Raw genomic sequence first — 26,912 nt, 5'->3', positions numbered from 1 at the left:
TGGCTCGCGGGGCCGTTCTTCGACGGCCCGGCCCTGCATCTGTCTGCGCGGGGTGGGGCTGGCTGGGTAGCGGGGGAATGGTAGCAGGTGGGGCCCGTGGCGTCCGCCTGCGGATGCATGGCGGACGCGCGATCCTGCACCGGGCGCCTACGCCATGCGCGGGGCATGCGTCTGGGCCAGCTGCTGCTCTTCCTGTTGCCGCTGGGCATCCCGCTGCGGCTGTGCCTGCGCCAGCTGCTCGATGCGCTCGAAGGAGGCAGCTACCGGCGCCTGAGCCGCGACGTCAGCCGGCAGGCTGGCGCGCTGGTGCGCCGGGTCGTTGCGGTCGCCCTGCACGATGAAGAGATTGGGTGCTGCATCGCCACGGCGGTCGCCGAGCAGCACGTCGTCTACGCGGGCGAACTGCTGCTCTTTGGAGAGTGCGAGAAGGCTGGCGCTGACGTTGCCGTTCTGCGCGCCGAAGGCATTCATCGCAACCACGCGCTCATGGATCTGATTCAGACGTGGGTTGTCGGCGTGGCTGGGATCGCCCGGCGTACCGGTCCAGGCCAAGGCATCTGCACGGGCGGGATCATTGCTGTCCGTGGACCACCGCTGTATCGCATTGGTCTGCACGGGCATCGGCTTCCATTCTTCCCGATCCAGCTCGCTGCCTTTCACCTGTGGCCGGATGCTCTGTATCGGCCCGATGTTGTCCAGCACCTTCAACGTACCTTCGTACGTCTTGAACTCACCGAAAATGGTGTTGCCGTGAATGCCGGCGTGGTTCAAGGCGCCCCAGGCAAAGTCCACGCAGGAGTTGGAGGCAAGGTTGTAGTTCTTTGCATCGAAGCCGTGCTTGGCAGGATCTTTGGCGAACTCGACGATCTTGTTGTACTGCTCGTTGCTGATCTCGATCGTTCGCTGATAGCGAGGATCCTGGTAGACCCTCACATCATTGGCATCCACCGTGCCATGGCTGCTGCCATCCGGCTCAATCTTGCGGGTGAAACCAAAACTCAGCAGGTCTGCTTTCTCCCCCACTCGATTGAGGGACAGATACATATGGCCAACATCGGAGTTGTCCAGATCAATCCATTCATTGCCACGCATGCCGCGACGAGGCGTGCCCGGCGCAGCAACATGGATGGTGACGGTGTAACGCTCTGCTGCATCCTGCATGATCTACTTCTTCCCTAGCGAGTAATACGCGGCAATGAACTCGGCTTGCATCCCCTCAAATTCAGGGCGATCTTCCACAACGTCAACGGTAACCCGATAGCGACCCGGATCAATCAAGCCCGCATCGGCGATCTGCAGAACCTCATAGAACATATCCCGCGATAAGAGACCAGCCTGCTCCAGAGGATAGGTATCCACGCTGTCCTGGAACAGACGCTCAACGCGGCCGTCGGGGGGAAGCTTTTGCCAGCCGGGGCCATCATCGGACGACCTTGAAAGCGGCATGGGCACCGGCGTTGAACCGTCTACACGCTCCAAGCGAATCCGCGTCTGAAACGCCCCGCGCCTGAGGCGATCAGCAGCATCTGATACAGGCTTCTGGTCGGCGCCCTGCATTCTCAACCCGAGCTTCAGCCAGGACATTTGTGGGTCGACCACCACGGGCGCCTCAAAGGTCACATCCACGATACGCCCCGCCTTGTCCAATCGCACGCCGCGCGTGAAAGGCACCACGGTGCGTGCATCAGCCTCGGCCCGGGTCAACAGCTTCGGCACTTCAGCTGGCGGTGAGGCGCTGCCGCAGCCCGCCATCAAGGCAAACGCAGCAAACGCAACAACCGCACGCACTGCCCGCATCATTGCTCCTTCAACCGCAAAGAATCCGCCACATCGGTCTGTGCCGCTACTTCCGTAGCGATGCTCGCCCGACGGTGACCGGGGTCATCGCGGTCGCCCTGCACGATGAAGATGCTCTCCGCCTCATGGCTGCTCTTCGTCGGCCGGCTGAGCAGCACGTGGTCCACGCGGGACAGGTTGTTCTGCTTGGCCAGCACCAGCAGGCTGGCACTGATGCGCTGGCTGGTGTCGTCGAAGGTGCGGCCGTGGGCGGCGTCCAGCTCGGCCACCTTCTGGATCAGCTGCGCGAACAGCCGGTGGTCCGGATGCGAGGGATCCAGCAGCGTGCCCGCCACTTCCATCGGGCTGGGCGGCGGCTCGTGGCTTGGCCGACCGCCCTCTCGGTGCAGTTCGGCCTCGCGCTCGGGCATCGGGTGGTGCTGTTCGCCATTCAACTCACTGGCCGGGAACGGCGCAGCAATGCACTGGATTTCCGGCAGGTTGAACAGCACCGCGAACTCGCCCAGGTCGCTGCCACCATCCAACGGTGCCGGCTGCGAATGCAGGCCGGCATAGTGCAGCGCGGCCCAGACGAAATCGCTGCAGCGGTTGATGGTGGCGGGTCGATCGACATCGAACTCGAACTCGGCCGGCTCCTCGGCGAAATCGCGCAGGCAGCCGTAGTGCTCCTCGGTGATTTCCAGCGTGCGGCTGTAATACAGGTCGCGGTGCTCGTCGACGTCGTCGTGAACGACCTCGGCGTACTGCACACCGGCGGGGTTCTCACCGGTCGGAAGGCGCGGCGGTGCGAAGCCGTAGCTGTGCGCTTCCTCGCCGGCGGTGGTCTGGAAATACATGTGGCCGCGCGGTGAGCTGCCGCCGCTGTTCAGCGGGGTGCCGGGCGCGGCCAGAAAGAGGGTTACCGTGTAGCGTGTTGCTTGCTCCATGCCTGCTCAGCCTTGTTGGGTACTGCGGTCCTGGCCGGATGATCGCATAGGTGGGTTCGAGGGCAGGTGGAGAGCCCGGGCCGGGGTGGCGGTGGCTTGCTGAATGTGTGAACCAGCGTGCAGTACCCGCGCCCCGAAAGCTCGCGGGTGGAGTGGCTTGGGACGCCGCCGTATAGTGGCTGGAACGCTGCAATGGACTTGCTGATGGGTATTCAACCTCTGAGGGCCGCGGCCCCGCTTCGCTCTGCTCCCGCCGTGCTGGATCGGATGCACCCAGTTCGCTCGATGTCCTGCCTGGCCCGAGCCAGAGTGACTGTCTGCCTCTCAACGCTGCTCGCACTGTCCTCTGCATGTGCACGCGTGTCGGATGCTCCTGCCAGCGATGCCACGCGCGACGCGCCGGCCAGTCGGCCAACCACCATCCCCATGGCCGAGCTGCAACAGCGGATTGTTGCCTATGCCGATTCGCTGAAGACACGGGCGGATATCAGCCAGGACAAGTTCAGCGCGGCAATCGGGGTCACTCTGATTCCAGATGAGAAGGTCAGCATCAGGAGCATCGCCAAAGGCCTCGTAACGGCGGAAGGCTACAACTATGGCGTGTCCTACTTTTCCGTTGAGTCAGCGCATGCGTTTCCCAACCATGAAGTGATCTTCTATCAGCAGGGCAAGCAACCAGTAACAGACGCTCCGGACGGCGTATGTTATTGGGACGCAGACAGCGCCGGGCGAGCGCTCGAACGCCTCGGATACAGAACCGGAGGGGAAGCCCCGTTCCAGAGGGGCGGTCTCAGGCAGTACTGGCGTCCGATCAATGGTGGTAAGCAGGGCATGGATACAAGCCTTCTGACCTATCGTTCCGGTGAGGGTGATGGTGCCAGAACCTGCGTTTATGCGGTCCAGTTTGGAGGAGGAGACGAATGAAGGGAATCGAATCCAGCATCGAGCCGCTTCTGGCCGATCTGCGTACAGACAAGCATCTTCCAAGTGGTGCCGAGGATGCCATCCGGCGCAGCGTTGCCAGCTCCCCTTATCTTAATCATCTACTGGCAAACGCAGCAACTGACCATCAGGTCGGACGTATTGCCATTTCCTACGGACATAACAACGCAGGACACTTCCAGGATGGAAGCCCACCCACGATCTTCATCAGTGCTTCCAACTTCCATAGATATACCGGCGATCGTCTTGAAGACCGGCTTACGGAAGTGCTGGGCCACGAGACCATGCACGGCATTCTCGCCAAAGAACGCGCAACGGCACTGAACAACTTTAAAGAGACCTATAGCGAGGAGCTGAAAGCTGCGCATGACTCGCGGTCAGGCTCGGTGAACCTGACCGAGCCGGTGCGTAGATTTCTCGACAAAGGGCGTCAGGACGAAGCGTTGGCAGAGGTTTCTGGTCTGCGTGCACTCGATAGTCGTCTCCGAGATATGAATCCAACGTTGGATGAAAGTGGTTTGGAGGCAATGCTTGCGAACCGCTCACTGTCCCGCTGTGTTCGAACTGAGGACAACACCAGGGCACTTGCAGACGGAATCCCATATGACGCGCTTGCCCATCGCCCCAATAAGGAAGGTGTGCAACTGACGAAGGCCGTCGAGCAGTGCTTCTACGACGGCAGCGGCACGCTGGGAAGACATGGCGATTCGGACTACCGGAACTACTACGGCACCTACCCGCTGTCAGTGATCGGAACAGGTCATTCCTTCCTTGCAGAGGGCCGCCAACCACCCTCCATCCGCATCGATCTTCACGAGCTGGGCTTGAACCCTCAACAGCTTGAGCGCAATGGCCTCAACCTTGGCAGCGCCAAAGTCCTGCCGATTGGCGACTTTGGAAAGGATGGGTTGGGCTGGGTCGAACTGAAGAATACGGGTAGCGCGCTTACGACGCCTCCACCTACGCAGGGCGTTGCAGGTACGCAGGCGTCGGCCGCCCACACGCTCACTCCTGCCGATCAAGCCCTGCTGGAGCAGATCCGAGGCAAGGTAGAGGCTCTGGACAAGGCCAATGGCCGCACCTTTGACGACACCAGCGAGCGCATGTCGGCCAGCCTGCTGGCCAGCGCCAAAGATGCAGGCATCACCCGAGCCGACCATGTGGTGCTGAGCAGACAGACAGCGAACTCGCCGGCAGCGCAGAACATCTTTGTCGTGCAGGGTGATATGTCCGATCCGGCCGCACTGCGCACGCACATGGCTACTGCAGAAGCCGCGCAGCGGCCGGTGCAGGAGAGCTTGAGCCAGGTTGAGGCGATTGGTCAACGTCAGGCGCGCGAGCAGTCGTCTGAGATGCAGCGCACGCAGGAGCAACAGCAGCGTGCTTCCTCGCCATCGATGTAGGCGATCACCATCAACTAACTCGACTGCCCTGGTGAAGCCGCCTCGATGGCGCGGCGCTTCTCTTCATCGAACAGAAGGCACGCAGCATACGTCTCGTTGAGCCGAAGCACTTCCTTCTGCAGATCCGGGATGCCGGTGAGTATGGCGAGGTGCTGCCCCGCCATCATCGACATGTTGTTGCTCATGCGGACGACATTGATCGCCAAGGGCGTAGGGAAGCCATCGCGACTCCGACTCATTGCGTGTACCCCCGCGTGTACGAATGAGTTCAGGGGTGACCAGGCATGAGCCTTCAGTTCGACAAGGTGTGACAGCAGGTTGGCCAGAGAGGGGACTTGGGCGAATGCCTCCAGCATCTTCGACAGCATCGGCAGCCCTTTCTCGCTCGTTCCAGCTTCCGGCGGCAGGGACAGCAGCTCGACCTGCTCTTCAGTTGCACAGTGCAGAATCCAAACGGACCGCGTGAATGCCTCGTACTGGCAGCGCATCAACGCCATCGCAGAGGACGCCATGCCAGCCTTCAGCAACATGCGAAGCGCATCTGCGTGTTCAAGGCTCAGCAATGCTGCGTCCACTGACGCGAGCAATCTGGGCGAGTCATCCGCCAGCGGATGATCCACTGTGGAGAGGATCGCCTGGCGAAGTAGCGCGGATCGATTGAGCAGGTCTTCCATGACGATGACTCCTGGTATACGCGGGTGGAGCATATCCAGCGGAGGGAGCTGTCCGCCAGAGCGCATGCGGGTTTGATCCCACGCGTTGAGACAGCTCCAGGCCATCCTCCCCTCCCCCACTGGAGGATGACCATGACCAAGATCCACCCCACATGGCTGGAAGCCTTCGACAAGGAGCTCCTCCACCTGTTCGCCATCGACCACCGCGATGCCGGCATGGATGAGTACCTGCTGCGCTGCTACGCAGACCTCCCCCCACGCGAAGCAGCACTGGCATTCGGCAGCGACTACGACCTGGAGCGTGACGACGCGCTGTGGCCACGGCCGGGCGTGCCTGAGTGAACCGTGCAGCAGTCCGGCACCCCGGCATTCAAGGCAAGCGATGCCAGGGCATGGCCGCTATGCTGGCAGCGCACCGGAATGGAAACCACGCATGCCCCGTTTGACCACCGCCCTGGCACTGAACCTCGTTCTGATGCTGCTGGGCGCTACACCTGCCATGGCCTTGGCGGCAGACCCGCAGGTTTCCACTGAAGTGTTCGTAGAGCGCGGTGACAACCCCACCTTCGAGCTGCAACAGGCGCCTGCCGTTGTGTATTCAACGGCCCCTGCCACGCCGCCCGATACCTTGCTGCAGGTTCCCATGGAGGTGCTGTTGGTTGCTCAATTGGATGAGCTGGGCCACGTTTCCAACGTGATGGTGGCGCGGTCCAGCGGACTGCGGGAGATTGATCGTGCAGCCTTTACCGCAGTGGACCAGTGGCGCTTCGAACCGGTCGTGGTTGAGGGCGTCGCGCTGCATGCGCGGGTTCGGGTCCGTCTGACCTTCGTGCCCACGGCCGAAACGCCGCCCGGCTGAACCGCTGATCCAATCTGTCGTAATTGGTCCTACGCCGTGGACCTGGCTGTGGGCATCCTGCGCTTGGGGCCAATAGCGCCAAGCCCTTCAAGACCGTTGCGGCGCAATCGCTTGCCGGCTTAACACCGTGTGCGACAATCCCGAAAGCGTCAGGTCTGGCAATCGTCAGTTCTGCAGTTTCTTGGCATTTGGCATCTGTGCGGGTATCTCTTGGCGTGCCACCGAAAAAGGGTGGCGCGGGTGTCGAAAACCCGAGTAGGTACTAGTGTTTTACGCTTGTCAGCCGGCGTCACCTTTGCGTGGCGCCGGCTGGCAATCCGTTCGCGTTCCATGGCGGGCGGTGCGTGGGGGTCTTCGGACCCACCGGCTTTGTACCTACCCGGTTTTCGAGCCACGCATCGTCCGCCACCTTTATCGGTGGCGCTGCTATCTGTCCTGTACGGAGCATTGCCATGAACACATCGGACTTCCGCTCTCTCCACGCGCAGCACGACCCGGCCAACACCGAAGTCGAGCGCGAACCGTCCGTCGATCCCAACACCTTCGTCGCCACGCTGCACCGCATCGGCACCGGTGCGGCTGCGGATGGTCAGCCTTGGCCGGAACGGCATCAACTGCCTGGGCGGTGTCTTCAGCTGGCGGATGCGGATTGCGCGCTGGCGGGGCTGCGCGTGGTGGCGGAACTGATGTTGGCTGCGGAGCGTACGCGGCAGAACGGCGCACCCGAAGAGTACCTGGGGGATCGGGTGATGGAAGGGCTGAAGATGGCTTGTGTGGCTTTGACTGCGCAGGTGGCTGAGCGGTTGCAGGTGCGGGAATAGCACGTGTGCATGAGCGGCCGGCTCAGATAGTTAAGGGAGCCCAGCTACTGAGCTCGCCGCTATGCGCAGCGGGTGGGTTCACTTGAGGAGAGACGTTTCCATTTAGCCGCCAGTGTTCAGGCATCACTAGCAATCCACGCTCTAGATCAAAGGGCAACACCCAAAGCTGTAGTTCGGCGCTGAAATCAAATGCGGGAAGGGGCTGCGCGAATCCCGCGTGCTGCGGATAGACCAGCGCCATCTGCCCTGCTCCACCCAGGTAGCGCTGCCCGTACGCAAACATTTGGTAGAAGTCGGATTGCTTGAGTCCATACTTGTCGCGCGCGTCGCCGGCCGTTGCATCAAGAATTTTCCACTTCGTATCAAGTACACGGACCTCATCGCCCCGTCGCAGCAAAAAGTCTGGAATAAGATTGAACCAGCTTGCCCCAACATGGCTGCACAGGTATTCCGACGCTGCGCCGCCAACCCGCCACTCCAGCGCGAACTGGCGGGCTAGACAAACGCCCACGTAACGCTCAAACAGCCGCTCCATAGGAAACATCATGCTAGGGCTACGCCAGTCGCCCGCCAATGCCAAGGGACTCTGGCCAGACAAGATCAGCTCGCACAGCGGACGAACTTCGCGATAGTGGGCCATGAGTCGGTCGCTGCCCCAAGTGCGTAGATCATTAGCCACCTGGGTACTTGGTGGCACGCTGGCCATACGCGTAGACAGCTCCTGAGCAAGCCTCCAGGTTCCCGCGTTTCGCGTGCGCGCACACACGCGATCCAGGGCGACGCGCAGTAGCCGGTTCTCAGGCCTGTCCTCGCTAAACACATCGTGCTCGATGTTGAACACATGGGCGCGAGTCGGCGACTGACGGAGCTGGCGCGACATATCCAAGCGACCACGTAGGAACAACTTCTCCTCGCGGACCCGGGTGTACTCGAAGCGAAGCCCGCGCTTCAGCAGTTCATCCAGCGCGCCGATGAATCTTCCCATGACCCACTCGTTCAAAGGCGTATCGAACAGAGTCACGTCGGCGGGACTGCCTTCCCTCGGTGGGATGTCCAGCACGGTGCATAGCATGCGGCGCAGAAGCCGCCTCGCGCCGAGCGCATCATCCCCATGTGCAACGTGCTTCGGCAGCACCTCCAGCGTGGTGCCGTCGGGACATTCCATTACGCCCACATACTGGTCTAGTCGCAGCCAGCGTGCGCCATCGCGCTGCATGAGCGCCGCTCCGCCCGCGCGCAAGCGCTCGAACTCACCACAGAGCCAGTCAAAGGACGCCTGCGGCAGGAAAGCCGCATCCAGACCATCCTGCCGCGCACCGCCTTCTGAAACGCCGATCCGCGCATATTCGCGCACAGTCAGCACAGCCATCGGTCAGTCTGCCTGGCCGACGAGAATTCCCCTGTAACTGGCTGCCTGCTCGAACGCTGCCTCATGGATATACCAATTGGCGGTGTCAGGTGCGAGCTGTGCTTCGGGGGCAAACAGGCGGTTCAAGTGCAGCTCGCGCTGGCGCAAGAAGCGCTCACCCTGCGGCTTAGCATCATCGTTCAGCACCCAAGCGATACGACGCCAGTCTTCGAAGAAGTACTCCTGCAGCAACGGCAGAATGCGCAGGCGGAACGCCTCAGCCAGCCCAGGCAGATCCTTGGCGCCCATCAAGTACGCATGGCCGATCAGGTGGTCCCGGCCGAGCAGAACTTCGATGCGACTGTTTAGGGTACTTAACAGTTCGCCCATGCGAATGCCGTCGACGTCCCAATCAAGCAGCTTCGGCTGGGGCGGCATTTCGATGAACCGGAAGCGTCGGCGCAGTGCCACGTCCATCGCAGCCAGCGAGCGGTCCGCAGTGTTCATTGTGCCAATGAGGTGCAAGTTGGCTGGCACCGCAAAATCTTGCTTGGAGTACGGCAAGCGAACGGACAACGCTTCATCCATACCCTGCCGCTTGCTGGGCTCAATGAGGGTAATGAGCTCGCCGAAGATGCGAGCGATGTTTCCCCGATTAATCTCGTCGACGATGAGCACGTATGGAAGGTCGCTGTGCTGCGCATCGATGCAGAGTTCGAGGAAGACCCCGTTCTCAACGCCATACTCGAGCGCACCGCTTGCACCTGCACGAGCCTTCAGGCCCTCCACGAAGTCCTCATAAGCGAAGCTCTGGTGGAAGGTGACGAAGCGGATGCGCCCTTCTTCATGCAGCGCATCGAAGCGTTGCTTGAGCGCGGCACGAGCGCCAGCCCCCTGGCCCTTGGTGGCGGCCAGCAACTCCGGATCGAGGATCTCCAGAGCCTTATCCACCACACCGTATGTCTTGCCCGTACCGGGCGGGCCATAGAGGATGGTGTTGGAGGGAGCGTGCATCAACGGCATGTCGTCATCCTGTTCCACTGCTTCATCTTCTTGTTCCTCAGCCTCTGCACCATCCCCTTGCTCATAGGCGATGGCCACCCAGAGGAAGGACTGAACATCGATCATGTCTGCGGGCGGCCAGCCGTCTTCTGACAGCCGATCGGCGAGGCGGCGCGAGAGCGCACGAATGCGCTCCCACTCTTCGCCAGTCATTCCGGCCTTGCGAAAATCAAAGGTCGGATCGAGCAGACTCAGGGCCCGGCGCATCTGCCCCGTCTTAATGAAGAAGTAGCGTTTGGAATCTTCGAGCGTGAGCAGGAGGCTTGAGAGCGAGCGCTGGCCAGCAGCCTGCAGCGGCGGACTCAGATCGGACGAAGATTCGTTGAAGGCTCCCAACGCGGCGTCGCGGCCTTGGCCAGCAAGCAGTGAAAGAACGGCACTGCCTAGCGCTACTCGCTCGTCCTCAGACAATTCGGCCAACTGCGCGACGATTCTCCACCCGACGACGTTCTGAGGCTGCGGGTTCTCAGCACCGACACGCACCCGCAGTAGCTTGATCAGTGCAGACCACACTTCGTCTGGCTGCCTACTATCTAGGGCCGGAAGCATGATCGCCACGTACTGCTCTACCAACTGCCGCTTGTAGCTGGTTTCCCGCAACAGGCGCTGGTCGTTAGAGAAACCGATGAAACCGGGGAATCGCGCGAGGAAGCGCTCACGCAGACGTGCGTAGCCCAGTTCAAACGTGTCTCGGCTGCCCTTGCGCGCCTCGATTCGATACTGCCCGCTTGTCTCTTGAATGATGAGCAGCGAATCGCCAGCCGCTACCCCAAGGCGCTTAAACGCTGGCGCAACCCGCGCGCGAATTCGGGCCGAGCCCGGTCCACTTGCTCGCAGGTCGGAGGTGATCTGATAGCCATCTGGGAACGTAAAGGTCGCTTCTCTTCCTGAAGCTACGTCAGGACGGCCTAGCATGGCTGCATCGAAGCCAGACCAATTGGGATCCACCGAGATGTAGCCGTTGCGAATGGCGCCATCGGTGAGTACGACTTCGTAGGTCAGCGGGCCACTCGCCACAGCGGGCGTAGGAGTAGCGAAGGAACTTGCAGCTGCTGGCGGCAGAATCTGTCCGCCACCCTTCAACCGTACCTGGCGTGCAGAGAACTCGGGTGAGGTAACGCTAGGGCGCCACTGCAGGATCTCGGTCAGGCTATCGCCATGACCGGTTCCAATGTCGACCGCATCGAACAGACATGTTACCGGGTGCTCACCATCCATCGCCACGAAGTCGAGCTTCCCGCAATAGACGAACGGGACCGCATTAGAGGCGCCCCGGGCCTTTGCTCTCATCCGAGCGAATAGATAGGTGGGCGAGCCGCCGGAGATCCTACGGATGATCGGGGAGCTCTGGCTATTCCTATTCTGACTTTCCCAGTAGAAGTCAGTGCCGTCGAAGACATCCAGGTAGCTGGCTTCTCCCTCCTTTTCGAGGGTGACGAACAGTAACACAGCATTCTCGAGTTCCAGAATCCCGTCTGCCCAGGCAGTGCCATAGATCTCGGAGGGAACGGGCAGTCCACCTACTTTCGCGACATCTTGGCGGGAGTATTTTGATCCCGCGATGAAATCATCAAGACGTATTGTTGAGCTAACGCGACCCATACCGATTTTCCGAAATAGCTTCGCCTTGCATCATAGACTATGCCAGCTAGAAACGACATATTTGGGCGGACCGAGCCCTCTCACGCATTGCGCAAAGAGAGGGCATTTCAAGCAAGCCATGCTCTGCGCCGATCCAACAGAAGTGAAGATTCCTCGGAAGAATCAGCAACAGATTACAGCAGCGAATTTGCTCACAAGGCCACTGGATCGAGGCCGCCCGAAGGACACAGACCAACGTTAAGCAGACGCGCAACTACAGATCTTCAAGATATGAGGAAATTCGTTCCGAAGTTATAAACTCATGCATAAATCTAGCGCTGGTGAATGAAGCATACTTCTGCCACTCATCCCCTTTTTCCCCATCACCAAAGTCGCATACAGACTTCATTGCTATTGCCTTAGTTCGAGAGTCGCCAGCCGTGTAGCTTGCAGCTTCCATCACAGCGTACGCCTCCATATCCAAAGCGATGACATCTCGATTCTGCCTTCGTTGAATGTCGTCAAAGGTATCCCCATCAGCAATTACACTCGCGCCGGATGCGAAGGGAGAGACAAAAGCTCTTAGGCTACCCTGAGGCAGCGTGCCAGCCCAACCAGCCCTAACGCGCATGAGTACATCATCACTATGGCAAATCTCATTTACTATCTGGGCAAGTTCCGGATCTAGGGCGGATTGATGGGGGGACATGAGGAACACTGGCTCCCTATCAGGATCAATCGCTCGCTTCCCACTTCCCCAATCCCACGCGGGATCTGCGACCACGACGTCCCCGAATCCCACTTTCGACTTACGTCCCGCGCATATACCAGGCATAACAAGGAGCTTCGGTTGAAACTGCACTACCATCCTAGACGCAAGTGAGGCACTAGATGACATACCTTTCCGCATAGCCGAAGCAGCGACGATACTAATCGCCCTCCCGCCTGCCACTGCTCGTCCAGAATGGTAAACGGTTGAATCACCGGGCACTTTTAGCTCCTTCCATTCATAAGGAAGCTCTAGAACCGCAGACAGCTCTGGGCTACGGAGGGCGGTCAAGATTGCCACGTCAAAGCGATTGATACGCCGATCTGAGATGCTCTTTGCATACTCAATTTTCCCTCTCAGAGCGACTCGCCAGTCGAGCTCGTCAGCCCCAAAGCGATATAGCTCCCCACCGATCTCCAACGCTCTCGAAGAAAGACCTTTCAAGCATTCTTCATGGCTAGTCATGAACATCAGGCAGGCTGGAATACTGCAATCCTTATCCAGCATCAGCATCTTGACGGCGTCAAGACCTCCGTCAATCGACGGCGAAGCGCCAGCGAGGGGTGGAAGATTCAAGTCGACGATAATCACGTCAAACTCGCCTCTCCTGAGGCTTAGCCTTGCGTCTCTTGCCGTTGTCACATGCCGGATATCGCAGAATTGATCAAATTCTTTTGCAACGGCCGCAATGGCTTCAACCTTCGCATACTCGTCATCCACAACTAATACTTTCACAGCTCCCCCTTTAAAGCGTCGAGATATTTCTTCAGTGAAGCGCGCCACCCCTCTTTCGCAATGCTGTAGTAGACGACGCCACGAAGCATTGGAGAAAACTGGCGGATCAACGAGGCACCAAGTTCTTCAAGAGAAACGCGTGATTCGCCCTTGCCGAAATTGTCGAACATGGTTACTACAATAGTTGGAATACTCACTCCGCGAAATTTCATTTGAGATAGCAAGTCGCGACCCGCAAATGTCTCCTCTCCTGAACCATCCATCTCTCCCAAGTCATTGTCGGGCAGACTCATGTCCAAAATAAGAGCATCGAAAGTTTCCGCTGAGACAATCGACCGAAGCCCACTCGAGAAAGACCTCTCCCATCTCAAGGTCGCATGTGGATACGCCTGTGCAATGAAGTCATGTAGCTGACCGCCCTTAATTTCGTCGTCTTCAATTAGCAGTATGTTCATATTCCGCCCTATCCATTTCAAAGGAAATAGAGGTTTTGAACTTATCTTCTCCAGAAAACCCGAATTCCAGAACGGGCCGCTTGTATGAGGTTGAATTCAACGTTCTCCAGACCTTGAATAGACCACTCCCCCCCTCCATTTGAGCCTTTCGCTTTGAGTCGGATCGCTGCAGATCGTCCTTAAGTTGATCGACTCTTCTACGGGCATCCTCATTATTTACCGCAGGATCAATCAATGAAGTGCAGCTTATCGTTATACGTTCGCGGGAATTATCAACAACCACGTCAACACCAGAGTTAGACACCCCCCCGGAATGAACAACCGCATTGGTTATTATCACGTCAAATATATCAACCATGCCATCAAGCGTCCGGCCTGGCATCAGCATATCAGGGCTCGCAACCTTAATCGCCGAGCCTGCAACAGCCATCGAATTTGGTATCGTCTTATTAATTATATTGATTGCAACTTGAAATGGAAAATCAAAGCCGTAGTCCTTCCTGTCATAGAATGAAGCCCTTTTAAACCAACCTATCACCTCGACAAACTTCTGTAGAACCTTAGTTCTTGCCCTTGCCACAGCATCTTGAAGCGATCGCTGTACGGAAAGATCGGGTATCTTAATGATCTCCTCACCCAATCTTTCAAAGCAGCCTACAATCCGCGGCCTAACCTGCCCCGAAAGATACGCCTGAAGCCTAACGAGATTCTCATCGGTCTTCTCCCAAAGCACATCCATACATCGGTCAACAAACTCGTCAAATGACTGTATACCCCTATCCACATCTTGCAGATAGGCCCTTTCAAGATTGCTAGACCAGTAATTGAACGCTGCAGGATTACTCTCCGATGGAGCTTCTTCGCCGACCAGTGTGACCCTAATCACTGATGAATTTACAAAGTCGACTATCTCATCGAACTGCTCAGAAAAATTCTCAAGCGCGCGCTTGATATCATCTGACTGCTCATTTGATATTAAGGAGAATAGATCATTCCAACTGCTATTAGGGGAGTAGCCGCCTCCACCTTCTGTCCGTGGCGTGATCAACTGCTCGTCGATAAGGGGCTTTCTTAGCGAGTTTGTGAGCTTCCCATGACGAACTCTAGTGCTCAGATAAGCATTAAGTCCGTGTTCCCCGTTTAAGAATTCAGCCATTACTTGCGAGTACATGGATTCGAACTGCGAATCTACCGAGTTGACATCCGCCACCGAAAGCACGTGAAGCCGAGATAGTATTTTGGTAACCGACTGACCATGATCCTCTGCTAGAGTGCTGGCCACATCGTAAAGTCTTTTGAACTCGTCAGGAGATTCCGGGGAGGAAGCGATCTCGGCCTTGTAGCGAGAATATGCACCACCAAGCTTAGCCTTTAACGATCGCTTGATCGCCGCCATATCGACATATACTTTTGACTGCTCGACCAGGCTTGTTCCTTTTGCAATCTCTTGCCTTCGGACTCGCGACTTAAGCTCATCCCTGTACTCGCTGGCAGTATCCGGATTTAGTTCGATAAGGGTTTCACAAACCTCTATTCGGGCCTGATCAATATCTGTACTCTTGTCGTACAACATAGTCTGTCGCATTACTTCTGGGCGCCATACTCGGTCAAGATAGGCCGTCACACGATCCAATCCCACCACTTTGCTACCGCCCACCGCATCGGATGGCCTGATCCATCCCAGCGTCTTTTGATTGCTCTCGAAGGCAAAGCAAAGGTTAGATAACTTGTCCTTATCAAAATAAGATAAGTAGAGCTCGTACACGAGAGGCACATCGATCGATTGCCCCCATATCTTGTTCAACTCCAGGTGTTCTACTGCCATCTTTACCGGGAATATTGTTGGAGCGGATCCTTCTATGACTACCCCATCAATTATTGCAGCAGCGGCTTTGAGCGGCCTCTCGAGCTGCAGGAGGGCAGCTGACTTTATCGCTAGAAGCTCGCGGCGCACTCCTTGGCTTGCAGTACCCAATCCCTGATCGACCTTGAGAACTGCCTCGTCATATTTATGATTGCGCAGCAGCCCCTTGACCTCATCGACTTCGGATCCCTGCGCATTTCCGCTCAAACCATCACCAATCAGATAACAGTATCTGATCGTCTTCTGGATTGATGCTGACAGGGCAGCCTTTGGCAACGATGCGGGCATGCCCGCCGCGATGTATGTCAGCGCTGTTATCTTAGGATTCGCTATCTGCTGCCTGCGATCTTCAAACGAAGGAAACACCGGGGATATTGACTTAAGCCTATTCCTAACAAATGCATCCAGATAGACCGCCCAGCAGTTCCCTGAGAACCGATCTGTCAACGCGAAGATAGACAGCGCTGACGCATATGAATCTCGCGACCTTTCAGAAACCGCAAGCAAATGTTCCTCAAGCCCATGAAGAACGCTTCCAACTTCATACTTCTCGCCAGTGACGAGGCCGTTTTCTATATTATCCAGGTATTCATAGAAGCAGAAATTGCTCTTATCCTCGTCTGAAGATCGTCTCCCAGTCTGGGAGGCTGATTCCCGCAAGGCTCCGTCAGCAAATTCACGCACATCGATACCGGGTTCCTGTTCGCCCCCTCCCCATGGAGAGTTGGATCGAAGAGCAATTAGTACTGGCAGCAACCTTGCGTCTTTCACGCCTCCGTACAGACCTTCTGCCCCACGCATAAGATAGAAGCGAAGGTCATCGGGAAGATCGCCATCTATCGCGGCTGTGCGCAGCGAGATCACCAAGGACTCGTAAAGATCTAGCGCACTCGAATTTGCGTCGAAGAAGAGGAGTGGCGCCACGTCTCCCGGCAGCGGGAAATTTGTGCGGATCACCTTTGCTCGCAGATAGCTTGCGAACGAATCATTATCAGCTGCTATCTGATCTATGTCCTTTGAAATTTGACCGAATGAGCTCCCAGCATCGGATGACTTCGAGTAAAGCTGGACGAGCAATCGCGCGATAGGGTTTTCGGAAGTTTGCCCCAGCACTTTGGACAGAAAATCTTTTCTTATGTCAGGCATTGAGAACTGCTGATGCACAGCCAACAAGTTCTTCGCGAGCCAGATGGATTTTCCGAACTTCCTTTCTACTTCGGCAAGGCCCCTCGTGACTCCATCTCGGTCACCGGCGAGCAGAGCGCTCTCAACCCCTTCCCTCAAGAAAGTGAATTCTCTTAGACCTGAAGCCTCTAGCATACTAAGCTGCAGGGACCATATGAGCTCACCTGCTGCACTCGTAGGAGCTGCAACCGGCAATTGCTGCGCTATTTCGCACCACTCTTGCGGATACGGCCTCCCGTGGAAACCGATTAGGCTATCTCTATTTGGAAATGCCGAAGCGAATCCAGGCATCGAATAGCGATGGGAGGCTGTGACCTTGTATCGATAGATTGCCACACGATACGGATCCCCTCCCAGCATTCGATTCGCGATAACGTTTAGGTGCTCGGCGCCCTGCCTGACCCTCTTAGCTTTTCGGCGTGTTTGCACTCCCCTCTCCCTGTGGTTACCGATTCCTCAATTCTGCAACAAAAAGGGCGGCCAATGGCCGCCCTTTCTCACGTCAATTACTTGACGAAATCAAACCCCAACAGGATTAGCCTTCTCCGGATCAATCTTGTACTGCTTGATCGCCCGGGCCACATCCTTCGCGGTCATCTTCCCGTCCTTCGCCAGCGCCGCAATCGCGGCATGCGCGATGTAGTACCGGTCAACCTCAAAGAACCGGCGCAGGTTCGCACGCGTATCCGAACGGCCGAAGCCATCGGTACCCAGCACGGTGTACGACATCGGCACGAACGCACGGATCTGGTCCGCATACGCACGCACGTAGTCGGTGGCGGCAATCGCCGGGCCCTGGCGGCCTTCCAGCAGCTCGGTCACGTAGGCCTTGCGCTGCTCACCTTCCGGATGCAGGCGGTTGGCACGTTCCACGTCGAAACCATCGCGACGCAGTTCGTTGAAGCTCGGGCAGCTCCAAATGTCGGCGGTCACGCCGAAGTCCTTGTCCAACAGCTCGGCCGCGGCAATGGCTTCGCGCAGAATGGTGCCCGAACCCAGCAGCTGCACGCGCAGCTCGCCCTTCTTCGGCTTGCCGGCGTCGGTCAGCAGGTACATGCCCTTGACGATGCCTTCGGCCGCGCCTTCCGGCATTTCCGGGTGGGTGTAGTTCTCGTTCATCAGGGTGACGTAGTAGTACTCGTCAATCTGATCTTCCATCATCGCCTTGGTGCCGTGCTGCAGGATCACCGTCACTTCGAAGCCGAAGGTCGGGTCGTAGCTGCGCACGTTCGGAATGCCACCGGCCACCAGATGGCTGAAGCCATCTTCGTGCTGCAGGCCTTCACCGTTCAGCGTGGTGCGGCCGGCGGTGCCACCCAGCAGGAAGCCGCGGGTACGCATGTCGGCGGCCTGCCAGGCGATGTCGCCCACGCGCTGGAAGCCGAACATCGAGTAGTAGATGTAGAACGGCAGCATCGGCACGTTGCTGACCGAGTAGCTGGTACCGGCCGCCATCCACGAGCTGATCGCACCCGGCTCGCTGATGCCCTGCTGCAGCACCTGGCCGCTCTGGTCTTCGCGGTAGAACATCAGCTGGTCGGCGTCGACCGGCTTGTACTTCTGGCCGAACGGGGCGTAGATGCCGATCTGGCGGAACAGGCCTTCCATGCCGAAGGTACGGGCTTCATCAGCCACGATCGGCACGATGTGCGGGCCCAGTTCCTTGTCGCGCAGGGTGATGTTCAGGCTCTGCACGAAGGCCATGGTGGTGGAGTAGCTGCGCTCGCCGCTGCTCTTCAGCAGGCGCTCGTAGCTTTCCAGCTTCGGTGCATTGAAGCTCTTTTCGGCCTTGCGGCGGCGCTGCGGCAGGTAGCCACCCAGCGACGCACGGCGTTCCTGCAGGTACTGCACTTCCGGCGAATCCGGGCCCGGGTGGTAGAACGGCACCTGGCCGTCGGCCAGCTGCGCGTCGGTCACCGGAATGTTGAAGCGGTCGCGGAAGTGGCGCACCGCTTCGTCGTCCAGCTTCTTGGTCTGGTGGGTCGGGTTCAGTGCCTCACCGGCGCTGCCCATGCCGTAGCCCTTGACCGTCTTGGCCAGGATCACGGTCGGCATGCCCTTGGTATTCACGGCCTGGTGGTAGGCGGCGTACACCTTGTGCGGGTCGTGGCCACCACGGTTCAGGCGCCAGATGTCGTCGTCGGACAGACCGGCCACCATCGCAGCGGTTTCCGGGTACTTGCCGAAGAAATGCTCGCGCGTATATGCGCCGCCGAAGGCCTTGCAGTTCTGGTATTCGCCGTCGACGGTTTCCATCATCAGCTTCTTCAGGACGCCGTTGGTGTCCTTGGCCAGCAGGGCATCCCAGTAACCGCCCCACAGCAGCTTGATGACATTCCAGCCGCCGCCACGGAACACGCCTTCCAGTTCCTGGATGATCTTGCCGTTGCCGCGTACCGGGCCGTCCAGGCGCTGCAGGTTGCAGTTCACCACGAAGATCAGGTTGTCCAGGCCTTCACGGCCGGCCAGTGCGATGGCACCCAGGGTTTCCGGCTCGTCGCTCTCGCCGTCGCCGATGAAGCACCACACCTTGCGGTCGGACTTCTCGATCAGGCCACGGTTTTCCAGGTAGCGCATGAACTGCGCCTGGTAGATGGCGGCCAGCGGGCCCAGGCCCATCGACACGGTCGGGGTCTGCCAGTATTCCGGCATCAGCCACGGGTGCGGGTACGACGACAGGCCGCCGCCGTCCACTTCCATGCGGAACTTGTCCAGCTGCTCTTCGCTGATGCGGCCTTCCAGGAAGGAACGCGCGTAGATGCCCGGGGCGCTGTGGCCCTGGATGAACAGCAGGTCGCCCGGGTGGCTTTCGCTCGGGGCGCGCCAGAAGTGGTTGAAGCCCACGTCGTACAGCGTTGCGCCGGAGGCGAACGAGGCGATGTGGCCGCCCAGGTCACCCGGCTTGCGATTGGCGCGCACCACGGTGGCCATCGCGTTCCAGCGGATGATCGAACGGATGCGCCATTCCAGTTCGGCGTTGCCCGGGCTCTTGGCCTCCAGCTGCGGCTCGATGGTGTTGACGTATTCGGTAGTGGGAGAGAACGGCAGATAGGCACCCGAACGACGGGTCAGTTCCACCATGCCTTCCAGCAGCTGATGCGCGCGCTCGGGGCCCTCGACATCAATAACGGCCTTCAACGACTCGATCCACTCCTGGGTTTCCACAGGATTCGGGTCGTTGTTCAGCACCTCGTTCAACCAGTTCATTAGCGCTCCCATTACCGCACGCACGCGCGCGACTGTTGATAGATTTCTAGACCGCAAAGTGTAGCGCACCAAGGGCTTTCGTCACTTGGCTACGCTGGCGTATGGAGGCAGGCCACCCCTGTCTGCACGGCATGTCCCGGGACGTCCACCGGCGGGACAAAGCACTGCTGCAGGCCGCTGTGGCTGCCTGCAAGGGCTGCGCCAGCTGTCGCTCGCGGCCTGCTGCGCTCATGCGCAGGACGCAGTGTTACTGCTGCGGATGACCGTTGTGGGGCAAGGCCGGCGCCGTGTCGGCGTTGTCTGACGGGCTGCCGCTGAACCCGCGACAACGTGTCGCGCGCGCCTCTCGACGCGGAAGGGGCCGCTGCGCACGGTTGGCGGCGAGCAGGCCCCTTCCCGCGGTTCGCCGCTCGTCTGCTGCGCCCCGCCCGGGGCGGAAACCCGCAGCGCCGTTGCGTGGCCCGATACGGATGTCAGGCCGCGCAACGGTGGCGTGCGCCGCGCGCAACCCTGCCCTGATCCGTTGCGGTACCTGGCTGCGTGGCCCGATCTGGCAAGCGTTGTGGCCGAAACCGTACTTGTCGGGTCCGGCTTATCGATATATCGTTTGCGGCACACGTTACCGATATATCGAAATGGGCCGATCCCCCTCCCCCAGGAACCGCACCGACGATGCGGCGGTACCCCGCCGCAACGGCCAGCCGCGCGTGCTCAGCCGCGGCGACCTGCGCCTGCTGGTGCTGGCGCTGATCGGCGAGCAGCCGCGCCACGGCTACGAGTTGATGCAGCACATCAGCACCATGTTCATGCAGGCCTACACCCCTAGTGCCGGCACCATGTACCCGCTGCTGGCCAGCTTCGAGCAGGCCGGCTGGGTGGAGTCGGAAGAGGTGGACGGCCGCCGTGTGTTCCGCATCACCACCGCCGGCGAGTTCGAGCTGAAGGTGCAGCGCACCCAAGTGCGATTGGCGCAGCGACGCGCGTTCGACCGCGCCCGCGAGATCACCAAGGCCTCGCTGCCGGCGCCGCTGGCCAGTGCGCTGCGCGAGTTCAAGCTGGCGCTGGTGCATCACCACGGGCGCTGGGCCGACGGCGAGGCCGAGCAGGTGGCGGCGCTGCTGTCGCGCGCGTCGGCGCTGATGAACGGCCAGGCCAGCAACGCGTCCTCTCCCTTTTCTACGACCCAGCCAGACTGAATCCAGCCAGGTCTTCCCCCATGCCGCGCGCCCCCGCGCGACCTTCCGACAGGTACCCCCATGACCGAACATCACAACTCGCGCCTGCGCCTGGATGTGCGCTTCCGTGAACTGACGGTGCTGCGCACCGAGACTGTCACCCCGCACATGCGCCGCATCGTGCTGGGCGGCGCCGACCTGGCCGGCTTCGATTCGCCCGGCGCCGACGACCACATCAAGCTGTTCTTCCCCAACGCCAGCGGTGAAATGGTGCTGCCGGTGCTGACCGCCGAGGGCCGCAGCTATCCGGAAGGCAAGCAGCCTTCGCCGGCACGCGACTACACCCCGCGCTGGTGGGACCACGAAACCGGCGAGCTGGCCATCGACTTCGTGCTGCACGACCAGGGCATTGCCGGGCCATGGGCCGAGCGCGCACAGGCCGGCGACACGCTGGTGATTGGCGGCCCGCGCGGTTCGTTCGTGGTGGCCGACAGCTACGACGCCTATGTGCTGATTGGCGATGAGACCGCGCTGCCGGCCATCGCCCGCTGGCTGGACGTGCTGCCCGAAGGCGCGCAGGTGCAGGCGTACATCGAAGTGGCCGACGAGGACGAGCGCCAGGACCTGCCGCAGTACGAGAACGTGCGCATCCACTGGCTGGAGCGCAATGGCTTCCCGGCGGCCAGCAGCACGCTGCTGGAAGACATGCTGACCGATTTCGAGGCGCCGGACGGCGATGCGTTCTACTGGATCGCCACCGAATCGCGCCGCGCACGGATGATGCGCAAGTTCATCGAAGGCCACTTGGGCGTGCCGCGCGACTGGATCCGCTCGACCGGTTACTGGAAGGCGCACCCGGACGAACAGGACGGCGATTGACCGCAAAACGGTAGGTGCGGACCGTTGGTCCGCACGTCTTTGACTATGTAGAGCCGAGCCCATGCTCGGCTGCTGTTCTATCCGCCCTCGCGCTACGCGCGATGAGCCGAGCATGGGCTCGGCTCTACAGGAGCGCTGGGCGCCACCTGCCGCGTCCACCCGAACCGATGCGCGGCCCAGATCTCCAGCGCCAGCAGCAGCGCGATGATCGCCAGCGGCAGCAACAACCCCAGGTACACGCCCGGCATCATGCCGTTGATCTGCGCCTTCACCAGCCGCAGCACGCCGCGCGTATGCAGCAGTTCGTCGATGCGCATGGTCAACGCCTCGCGCACCATCTTCGGCTCCAGGCCGACCGTGCCGGCCTTGTCGATCAGCGTGTCTTCCACCATCGCGCGCAGCAGCCCAGCGCGCACCTTGCCGATCACCCAGCCCACGCCGCGCGCCATCGGCCCGTCACCCAGACGGTCCGCACCGGGCAGCGGATGCTCGCTCAGGTAGATCGCAGCCAGCGAATCTGCAACATCACCCACCGTGCCCTGGCTCTGCAGCGCGGCACGCATGCGCTCGTCTTCCAGCGAGGCGGCGAAGCCACTGCTCCAGCCTTCCACCATCGTCTGCAGGTGCGGCTGGAAGTGATCGAGCTGCTTGAACAGCGCGCGGTGCGCGCCGGCGGTGAAGCCCAACTGCAGGCCGAAGAACGCGACCAGCAACGGCAGCAGCACCACATACGAGGCCAGCAGCCCGTGGTGCCAACGCCGCTGCCGCCGCAGCCAACCGCGTCGATGCAGCCAGCGCCAGGCCAAGATGCCCAGCGCCAGCCCCAACAGGGTGCCCAGCACGCTGCCGCCGATCAGATCGAGCACGCTCAGGCCGGTCCAGAATTCGCCAAGCCAGTACTGCGCTTCCTGCATGGTGTTGCCTTCCGTGGTTCAGTGCGGCCGCCATGGTAACCGCGACCCCATGCGACAATCGCGCTCCTTTCCTGCACCAACGAGGCCCCACGTGGGCAAACTGACCCTGAGCGGCGTGGACACGCTGCGTACCCGCCTGGCCGACGACACCGCCTGCGACGCAGCGCTGTCTGCCTTCGCCGACCCGGCTGCGGCGCGCGCACCGCTGCGTGAGCTGGTCGAGGCACAGCACCGCTACCTGCAGGCCGAACATGAAGTGGCACAGGTGGCCGACATCCTGCGCCGCGACCAGAAGTACGCGCCGGTGGGTCGTCCGTCGGTGCATATCGTGCAGCTGCGCAAGCAGCAGGCGTCTACCCGGCAGGCCGCGCTGATCGCCCGCCAGGTGGTGGCACAGGCCGCGCAGACGTTCGTGCGTGCGAGCGGGTTGGTGGTGAAGGCCAAGCAGAGCCCGAGCGAAGCGTCGGCCGCGTGGCTGGGTACGCTGCGCTGAGCGCGCATACCCGGTAGTGACCAACCTTGGTTGGCCTGCGGATTGATTGTGTTCCGACCAAGGTCGGCACCTACCGGAGCACGCAAAAAAGAAGGCCCGCTTTTCAGCGGGCCTTCTGCCTTCTCACGACGAGTGAGCGGGATGTTGCATCAAGCAGCCGGCTTCTCGCCGGTGGCTTCGGTGGTGATGCGGATCTTCACTTCATCGCTGACGTTCGGGGCGTAGGCGCCGACGCCGAAATCGCTGCGCTTGATGGTGGTGGTGGCATCGAAGCCGGCGGCCGGAACCTTGGCCATCGGGTGCTCGCCGCCGCCGTTGACGGTCACATCCAGGGTCACCGGCTTGGTGATGTCCTTGATGGTCAGGTCGCCGGTGACGGTCAGCTTGTTGGTGCCGGCCGATTCGACCTTGGTGCTCTTGAAGCTGGCAGCCGGGAACTTGGCAGCGTCGAAGAAGTCGGCGCTCTTCAGGTGCTCGTCGAACTTGGCGGTGAAGCTGTTCAGGCCGCTCAGCGGCAGCTTCACTTCCACGGTGGACTTGGTGACGTCGGTGGCGTCGTACACCAGGGTGCCTTCGGCATTGCCGAAGTGCGCGCTCGGGTTGGAGAAGCCGAAGTGGCTCCACTGCGCCAGCACGTCGGTGTGGGTCGGGTCGAGCTTGTAGGTGCCCGAGGCGATGGTGATGGCGGCAGCCGCCGGGGCAGCAGCAGCGGCATCGGCGGCCGGGGTGGTGGCAGCCTGCTCGGTGGTGGCCGGGGCAGCAGCATCGGCGGCCGGGGCAGCGGTGTCGGCCGGCTTGGAGCAGGCGGCGATGGCCAGGGTCAGGGCCAGCGGCAGCAGCAGTTTACGGGTGGCGCTCATCTCAGGAACTCTCCGGATCGTAGGGTGGGAACACAGTGCAGCAATGGCCCGCCACGGCGGGCGGGCCCGAAACCGATACAGCGACTTACGCGATGCGCGCCGCTTCGTCGAAGGACAGACGCGGCAGACGGGGGAACAGGCCCGAATCGTCACCGTACCCCAGGTTGACCAGGAAATTCGACTTGATGCTGGTGCCGGCGAAGAAGGCTTCGTCGACCTTGGCGTTGTCGAAGCCGGACATCGGGCCGGCATCCAGGCCCAGCGCGCGTGCGGCCAGGATCAGGTAACCGCCCTGCAGGCTGCCGTTGCGGAACGCGCCTTCATGACGGCCTTCGCGCGGACCGTCGAACCAGGCCTTGGCATCGGTGTGCGGGAACAGGTACGGCAGCTTCTCGTGGAAATCCTGGTCGAAGGCCACGATGACGGTGACCGGGGCGGCCAGGGTCTTGTTGTGGTTGCCTTCGGAAAGCGCCGGTGCGAGCTTGGCCTTGGCCTCGGCCGACTTCACGAACACGAAGCGGGCCGGGCTGCCGTTGGCGGCGGTGGGCGCCCACTTCAGCAGGTCGTACAGGGCGTGCAGCTGCGCGTCTTCGACAGGCTTGTCGAGGAAAGCGTTCTGGGTACGGGCGGTGCGGAACAACTGGTCCAGTGCAGCAGCGTCGAGCGCGTGGGACATCGTGGATCTCCAGGGCGGCTAAGGTCAGTGCCCGCGGGCGGCGCGGGGCGGAACGTCGATCCGCAGTGTAGAGTGTCGCGACTGTTGCAACACCCAGCAGGATTGAAACGAATTAATGCCAATGGTGAAACGATCGAGCACGCCATGGACGGTCACCGATGGCCGTGCCGGTAATGTCCGCCAGGCCGTGGCGCTGGCGACGGCGCTGCGCCTGGGCAGCCACCGCCCCCTGGTACTGCAACCCCGCGCCCCGTGGCGCTGGCTGTCGCCGCGGCGCTTGCCCGGTGATGTGAACGGCTACGGCGAGGCGTTCGCCTCCCTCGCTGCCGAGGCGCCTGCGCTGGCGATCGGCTGTGGCCGCCAGGCCGCCGGTGCGCTGCGCGTGCTGCGTGCGCGCGGCAGCCAGGTGGTGCAGATCCTCGACCCGCGCATCGGTTCCCGCCACTGGGACGTGGTGGTGGTGCCCGAGCATGACGCCCTGCGCGGCAGCAACGTGCTGACCCTGGTCGGCAGCCTGAACCCGGTGGACGATGACTGGCTGGCCTGGGGCCGCGCCGCGTTCGCCAGCTTCAGCACCCTGCCCGGCCCACGCACCGCGCTGCTGGTGGGCGGCCCGACGCCGCTGGCACCGTGGGATGAGACCGCGATGGTCCACGTGTTCCAGGCGCTGGCCGAACAGATCCGCAGCGAGGGTGGCAGTCTGCTGGCGACCACTTCGCGGCGCACGCCGCCGGCGCTGGCCGAGATCCTGCGGGCGAAGTTCGCCGACCTGCCGCATGTGATCTGGGGTGACGGCGGTGATGGTGTGAACCCGTATGCCGGCCTGCTCGGCTGGGCAAACCGGGTGGTGGTGTCGCCCGATTCGGTGAATCTGCTGTCCGAGGCCAGCGCCACGCGCATGCCGGTGATGGTGGCCCTGGCCGATACGGCGCAGGGACGGCTGGCGCGCTTCCAGCAGCAGTTGCGCGAACGCGGGCGCTTGCAGCCACGTTGGCTGGACTGGCACTACGACCGCATCGAACCGCTGCGCGAGACCGCGCGGATTGCCGCCGAGGTCAAAGCGCGCCTGGCGTTGGGATGACGCCGTCCAGCGTTTTCTGAACATTTCGATCCAGCAGCGCGGTTAGAGTCCAGCCTCCCCCTCGGACTGGACGTCCCCATGCGTACCCTGCTTCTGCTGCCGCTGGCCCTGCTGGCAGCCTGTTCCACTACCCCCACCGAACTGGACCCGCTGTCGCACGCGTGCCAGCAGCAGCTGGATGCCTACCGCGAGCAGCCGGCCCTGCGCAATCCGCGCAACGAGCGCCCGCCGTTGCCGATCGCGCCGATCAGCGATGCCTGCGACAAGGAACTGCGGCGCAAGGGCGTGGAGCGCTGATTCCAGCGATGCGGGTATGATCGGCGCGCGGGCCTGCCCGCGTCTGGAGCGGTATACATGGAACGTCTGCATCGCTTGCGCTGCGGCCTGCTGCTGTTGATGGGCCTGCTGGCCACTGCGCCGGCATGGGCCGACAGCGGCACCTGCCTGGAGCGCTACCCCAGCGTGGCCGCGCAGGCGGCGATGTTCGATGTGGCGTGGACCACGGCCGAGCGCCTGGATGCGCTGCCCGGCGCAGATGTGGTGATCGCCGCGCGTGGTGGCCAGGACCTGAGCCGCTATGGCCTGCGCCACAGCCACCTGGCCTTCCTGCTGCGCGAGGACGACGGCCGCTGGCGTGCGCTGCACCTGCTCAACCGCTGCAAGACCGACAGCTCGCAGCTGTACCGCGAAGGCCTGGGCAGTTTCGTCGGCGAGAGCGGCACCCATACCGACCTGCGCATCGGCGTGCCGCCACCGGCGTTGCAGCTGGCACTGAAGCGGATGCTGGCAGCACCGGCGATCCAGCCCAAGGCGCTGCACGAATCGAAGTACAACGTCGTGGCCTATCCGTTCGCCACCGACTTCCAGAATTCCAACCAGTGGATCCTGGAAGTGCTGGCCGCGGCGATGGCGCAGGCTGAAGGTGGCCCGGTCATCGTCAAGCGCGAACAGGCGCAGCAATGGCTGCGCGCGCAGAAATTCCAGCCCAGCGTTCTGCATATCGGCCTGGGCAAGCGCGTGGGGGCGCGCTTGTTCGTGGCCAACGCCACCACTACCGACCATCCGGCCAGCGAACGCATTTCCGGCAACTACTCGGTGGTGACGGTGGAATCGGTATTCGACTTCCTGCATCAGCGCAGCCAGCTGCAGCAGGAACTGACCATTGCGCATGCGACGGTCGACGGCACCGCCGCCGCTGCGCCCTGA

At 61.1% G+C, this 26,912-nt stretch carries 24 protein-coding genes; 11 read left to right on the top strand and 13 right to left on the bottom strand.

Features of this window, described 5'->3' with window-relative positions; translation table 11 throughout:
- Positions 1–147 precede the first annotated feature (147 nt).
- Genes QOL57_RS17390 through QOL57_RS17380 form a run of 3 tightly spaced genes read right to left on the bottom strand, consistent with a single transcriptional unit; the run spans position 148 to position 2,723 of the window.
- Positions 148–1,161: an XVIPCD domain-containing protein gene (locus QOL57_RS17390; protein ID WP_244900739.1), complete on the bottom strand. Its 1,014-nt coding sequence runs from the start codon at positions 1,159–1,161 to the stop codon at positions 148–150.
- A gap of 3 nt (positions 1,162–1,164) precedes the next feature.
- The gene (locus QOL57_RS17385) at positions 1,165–1,797 is read right to left on the bottom strand and encodes a hypothetical protein (protein ID WP_089238330.1); all 633 of its coding nucleotides are present in this window, start codon (positions 1,795–1,797) and stop codon (positions 1,165–1,167) included.
- A complete protein-coding gene (locus QOL57_RS17380; protein ID WP_089238328.1) occupies positions 1,797–2,723 on the bottom strand; it encodes an XVIPCD domain-containing protein in 927 nt (308 codons plus the stop codon). Before QOL57_RS17380 ends, QOL57_RS17385 begins: the two co-directional genes overlap by 1 nt.
- A 426-nt stretch (positions 2,724–3,149) precedes the next feature.
- Here QOL57_RS17380 and QOL57_RS17375 point away from each other — a divergent pair, with 426 nt between their 5' ends.
- Positions 3,150–3,647, top strand: coding sequence for a hypothetical protein (locus QOL57_RS17375; RefSeq protein ID WP_141134237.1), 498 nt, complete (start codon positions 3,150–3,152; stop codon positions 3,645–3,647).
- Entirely contained in the window at positions 3,644–5,068 is a 1,425-nt protein-coding gene (locus QOL57_RS17370; RefSeq protein ID WP_089238324.1) for an XVIPCD domain-containing protein, read from the top strand. Before QOL57_RS17375 ends, QOL57_RS17370 begins: the two co-directional genes overlap by 4 nt.
- Positions 5,069–5,082: 14 nt before the next feature.
- Here the strand turns inward: QOL57_RS17370 and QOL57_RS17365 are convergent, their stop codons facing one another.
- Positions 5,083–5,742 (bottom strand): hypothetical protein, encoded by a 660-nt coding sequence (locus QOL57_RS17365; protein WP_089238322.1) that lies wholly within the window; start codon positions 5,740–5,742, stop codon positions 5,083–5,085.
- A 132-nt stretch (positions 5,743–5,874) separates the two neighbouring features.
- Here QOL57_RS17365 and QOL57_RS17360 point away from each other — a divergent pair, with 132 nt between their 5' ends.
- From QOL57_RS17360 to QOL57_RS17350, 3 genes are all read left to right on the top strand, one after another.
- The gene (locus tag QOL57_RS17360) at positions 5,875–6,084 is read left to right on the top strand and encodes a hypothetical protein (protein ID WP_176429852.1); all 210 of its coding nucleotides are present in this window, start codon (positions 5,875–5,877) and stop codon (positions 6,082–6,084) included.
- 91 nt (positions 6,085–6,175) lie between these two features.
- On the top strand, positions 6,176–6,601 hold the full coding sequence (locus QOL57_RS17355) for a TonB family protein (protein ID WP_089238318.1): 426 nt from the start codon (positions 6,176–6,178) through the stop codon (positions 6,599–6,601).
- 452 nt (positions 6,602–7,053) lie between these two features.
- Positions 7,054–7,422 (top strand): hypothetical protein, encoded by a 369-nt coding sequence (locus tag QOL57_RS17350; protein WP_089238316.1) that lies wholly within the window; start codon positions 7,054–7,056, stop codon positions 7,420–7,422.
- A 22-nt stretch (positions 7,423–7,444) separates the two neighbouring features.
- On the opposite strand, the gene QOL57_RS17345 is transcribed toward QOL57_RS17350, so the two are convergent.
- From QOL57_RS17345 to aceE, 6 genes are all read right to left on the bottom strand, one after another.
- Positions 7,445–8,791: an McrC family protein gene (locus QOL57_RS17345; protein ID WP_089238314.1), complete on the bottom strand. Its 1,347-nt coding sequence runs from the start codon at positions 8,789–8,791 to the stop codon at positions 7,445–7,447.
- A 3-nt stretch (positions 8,792–8,794) separates the two neighbouring features.
- On the bottom strand, positions 8,795–11,434 hold the full coding sequence (locus QOL57_RS17340; protein WP_089238312.1) for a DUF3427 domain-containing protein: 2,640 nt from the start codon (positions 11,432–11,434) through the stop codon (positions 8,795–8,797).
- Positions 11,435–11,687: 253 nt separating this feature from the next.
- Entirely contained in the window at positions 11,688–12,917 is a 1,230-nt protein-coding gene (locus QOL57_RS17335) for a hypothetical protein (RefSeq protein ID WP_176429851.1), read from the bottom strand.
- Positions 12,914–13,372, bottom strand: coding sequence for a hypothetical protein (locus tag QOL57_RS17330; RefSeq protein ID WP_141134236.1), 459 nt, complete (start codon positions 13,370–13,372; stop codon positions 12,914–12,916). The genes QOL57_RS17335 and QOL57_RS17330 overlap by 4 nt, the downstream gene beginning before the upstream one ends.
- Complete coding sequence (locus tag QOL57_RS17325) at positions 13,353–16,712, bottom strand: hypothetical protein (protein ID WP_198512175.1); 3,360 nt, start codon at positions 16,710–16,712, stop codon at positions 13,353–13,355. Before QOL57_RS17325 ends, QOL57_RS17330 begins: the two co-directional genes overlap by 20 nt.
- Positions 16,713–16,940: 228 nt before the next feature.
- Positions 16,941–19,628 carry a pyruvate dehydrogenase (acetyl-transferring), homodimeric type gene (aceE, locus tag QOL57_RS17320; RefSeq protein WP_025878207.1) on the bottom strand — a complete coding sequence of 896 codons (2,688 nt, stop codon included), beginning with the start codon at positions 19,626–19,628 and terminating at the stop codon, positions 16,941–16,943.
- 635 nt (positions 19,629–20,263) lie between these two features.
- On the opposite strand from aceE, the gene QOL57_RS17315 reads away from it, so the two are divergent.
- Both QOL57_RS17315 and QOL57_RS17310 read left to right on the top strand, forming a co-directional pair.
- A complete protein-coding gene (locus tag QOL57_RS17315; RefSeq protein WP_089238308.1) occupies positions 20,264–20,824 on the top strand; it encodes a PadR family transcriptional regulator in 561 nt (186 codons plus the stop codon).
- 60 nt (positions 20,825–20,884) lie between these two features.
- Positions 20,885–21,682, top strand: coding sequence for a siderophore-interacting protein (locus tag QOL57_RS17310; protein ID WP_089238306.1), 798 nt, complete (start codon positions 20,885–20,887; stop codon positions 21,680–21,682).
- Between the two features lie 92 nt (positions 21,683–21,774).
- Here QOL57_RS17310 and QOL57_RS17305 read toward each other — a convergent pair whose 3' ends face one another.
- Positions 21,775–22,596: a hypothetical protein gene (locus QOL57_RS17305; RefSeq protein WP_089238304.1), complete on the bottom strand. Its 822-nt coding sequence runs from the start codon at positions 22,594–22,596 to the stop codon at positions 21,775–21,777.
- Positions 22,597–22,687: 91 nt separating this feature from the next.
- On the opposite strand from QOL57_RS17305, the gene QOL57_RS17300 reads away from it, so the two are divergent.
- Positions 22,688–23,089: a hypothetical protein gene (locus QOL57_RS17300; protein WP_089238302.1), complete on the top strand. Its 402-nt coding sequence runs from the start codon at positions 22,688–22,690 to the stop codon at positions 23,087–23,089.
- Between the two features lie 149 nt (positions 23,090–23,238).
- Here QOL57_RS17300 and QOL57_RS17295 read toward each other — a convergent pair whose 3' ends face one another.
- Both QOL57_RS17295 and QOL57_RS17290 read right to left on the bottom strand, forming a co-directional pair.
- A complete protein-coding gene (locus tag QOL57_RS17295) occupies positions 23,239–23,949 on the bottom strand; it encodes a YceI family protein (protein WP_089238300.1) in 711 nt (236 codons plus the stop codon).
- Between the two features lie 85 nt (positions 23,950–24,034).
- The gene (locus QOL57_RS17290; RefSeq protein ID WP_089238298.1) at positions 24,035–24,625 is read right to left on the bottom strand and encodes a malonic semialdehyde reductase; all 591 of its coding nucleotides are present in this window, start codon (positions 24,623–24,625) and stop codon (positions 24,035–24,037) included.
- Between the two features lie 121 nt (positions 24,626–24,746).
- Here QOL57_RS17290 and QOL57_RS17285 point away from each other — a divergent pair, with 121 nt between their 5' ends.
- The 3 genes from QOL57_RS17285 (at position 24,747) to QOL57_RS17275 (ending at position 26,912) form a co-directional block, all read left to right on the top strand.
- On the top strand, positions 24,747–25,706 hold the full coding sequence (locus tag QOL57_RS17285; RefSeq protein WP_089238296.1) for a mitochondrial fission ELM1 family protein: 960 nt from the start codon (positions 24,747–24,749) through the stop codon (positions 25,704–25,706).
- 78 nt (positions 25,707–25,784) lie between these two features.
- Positions 25,785–26,003 (top strand): hypothetical protein, encoded by a 219-nt coding sequence (locus tag QOL57_RS17280; protein ID WP_032975596.1) that lies wholly within the window; start codon positions 25,785–25,787, stop codon positions 26,001–26,003.
- Positions 26,004–26,060: 57 nt separating this feature from the next.
- Entirely contained in the window at positions 26,061–26,912 is an 852-nt protein-coding gene (locus tag QOL57_RS17275) for a DUF2145 domain-containing protein (protein ID WP_089238294.1), read from the top strand.

The sequence above is a fragment of the Stenotrophomonas sp. yr243 genome, assembly GCF_900184195.1.
In the GTDB taxonomy this organism is placed as follows: domain Bacteria; phylum Pseudomonadota; class Gammaproteobacteria; order Xanthomonadales; family Xanthomonadaceae; genus Stenotrophomonas; species Stenotrophomonas lactitubi.
Note: the sequence above shows the minus strand (reverse complement) of the source record. Positions and strands in the feature narration are given on the sequence as shown.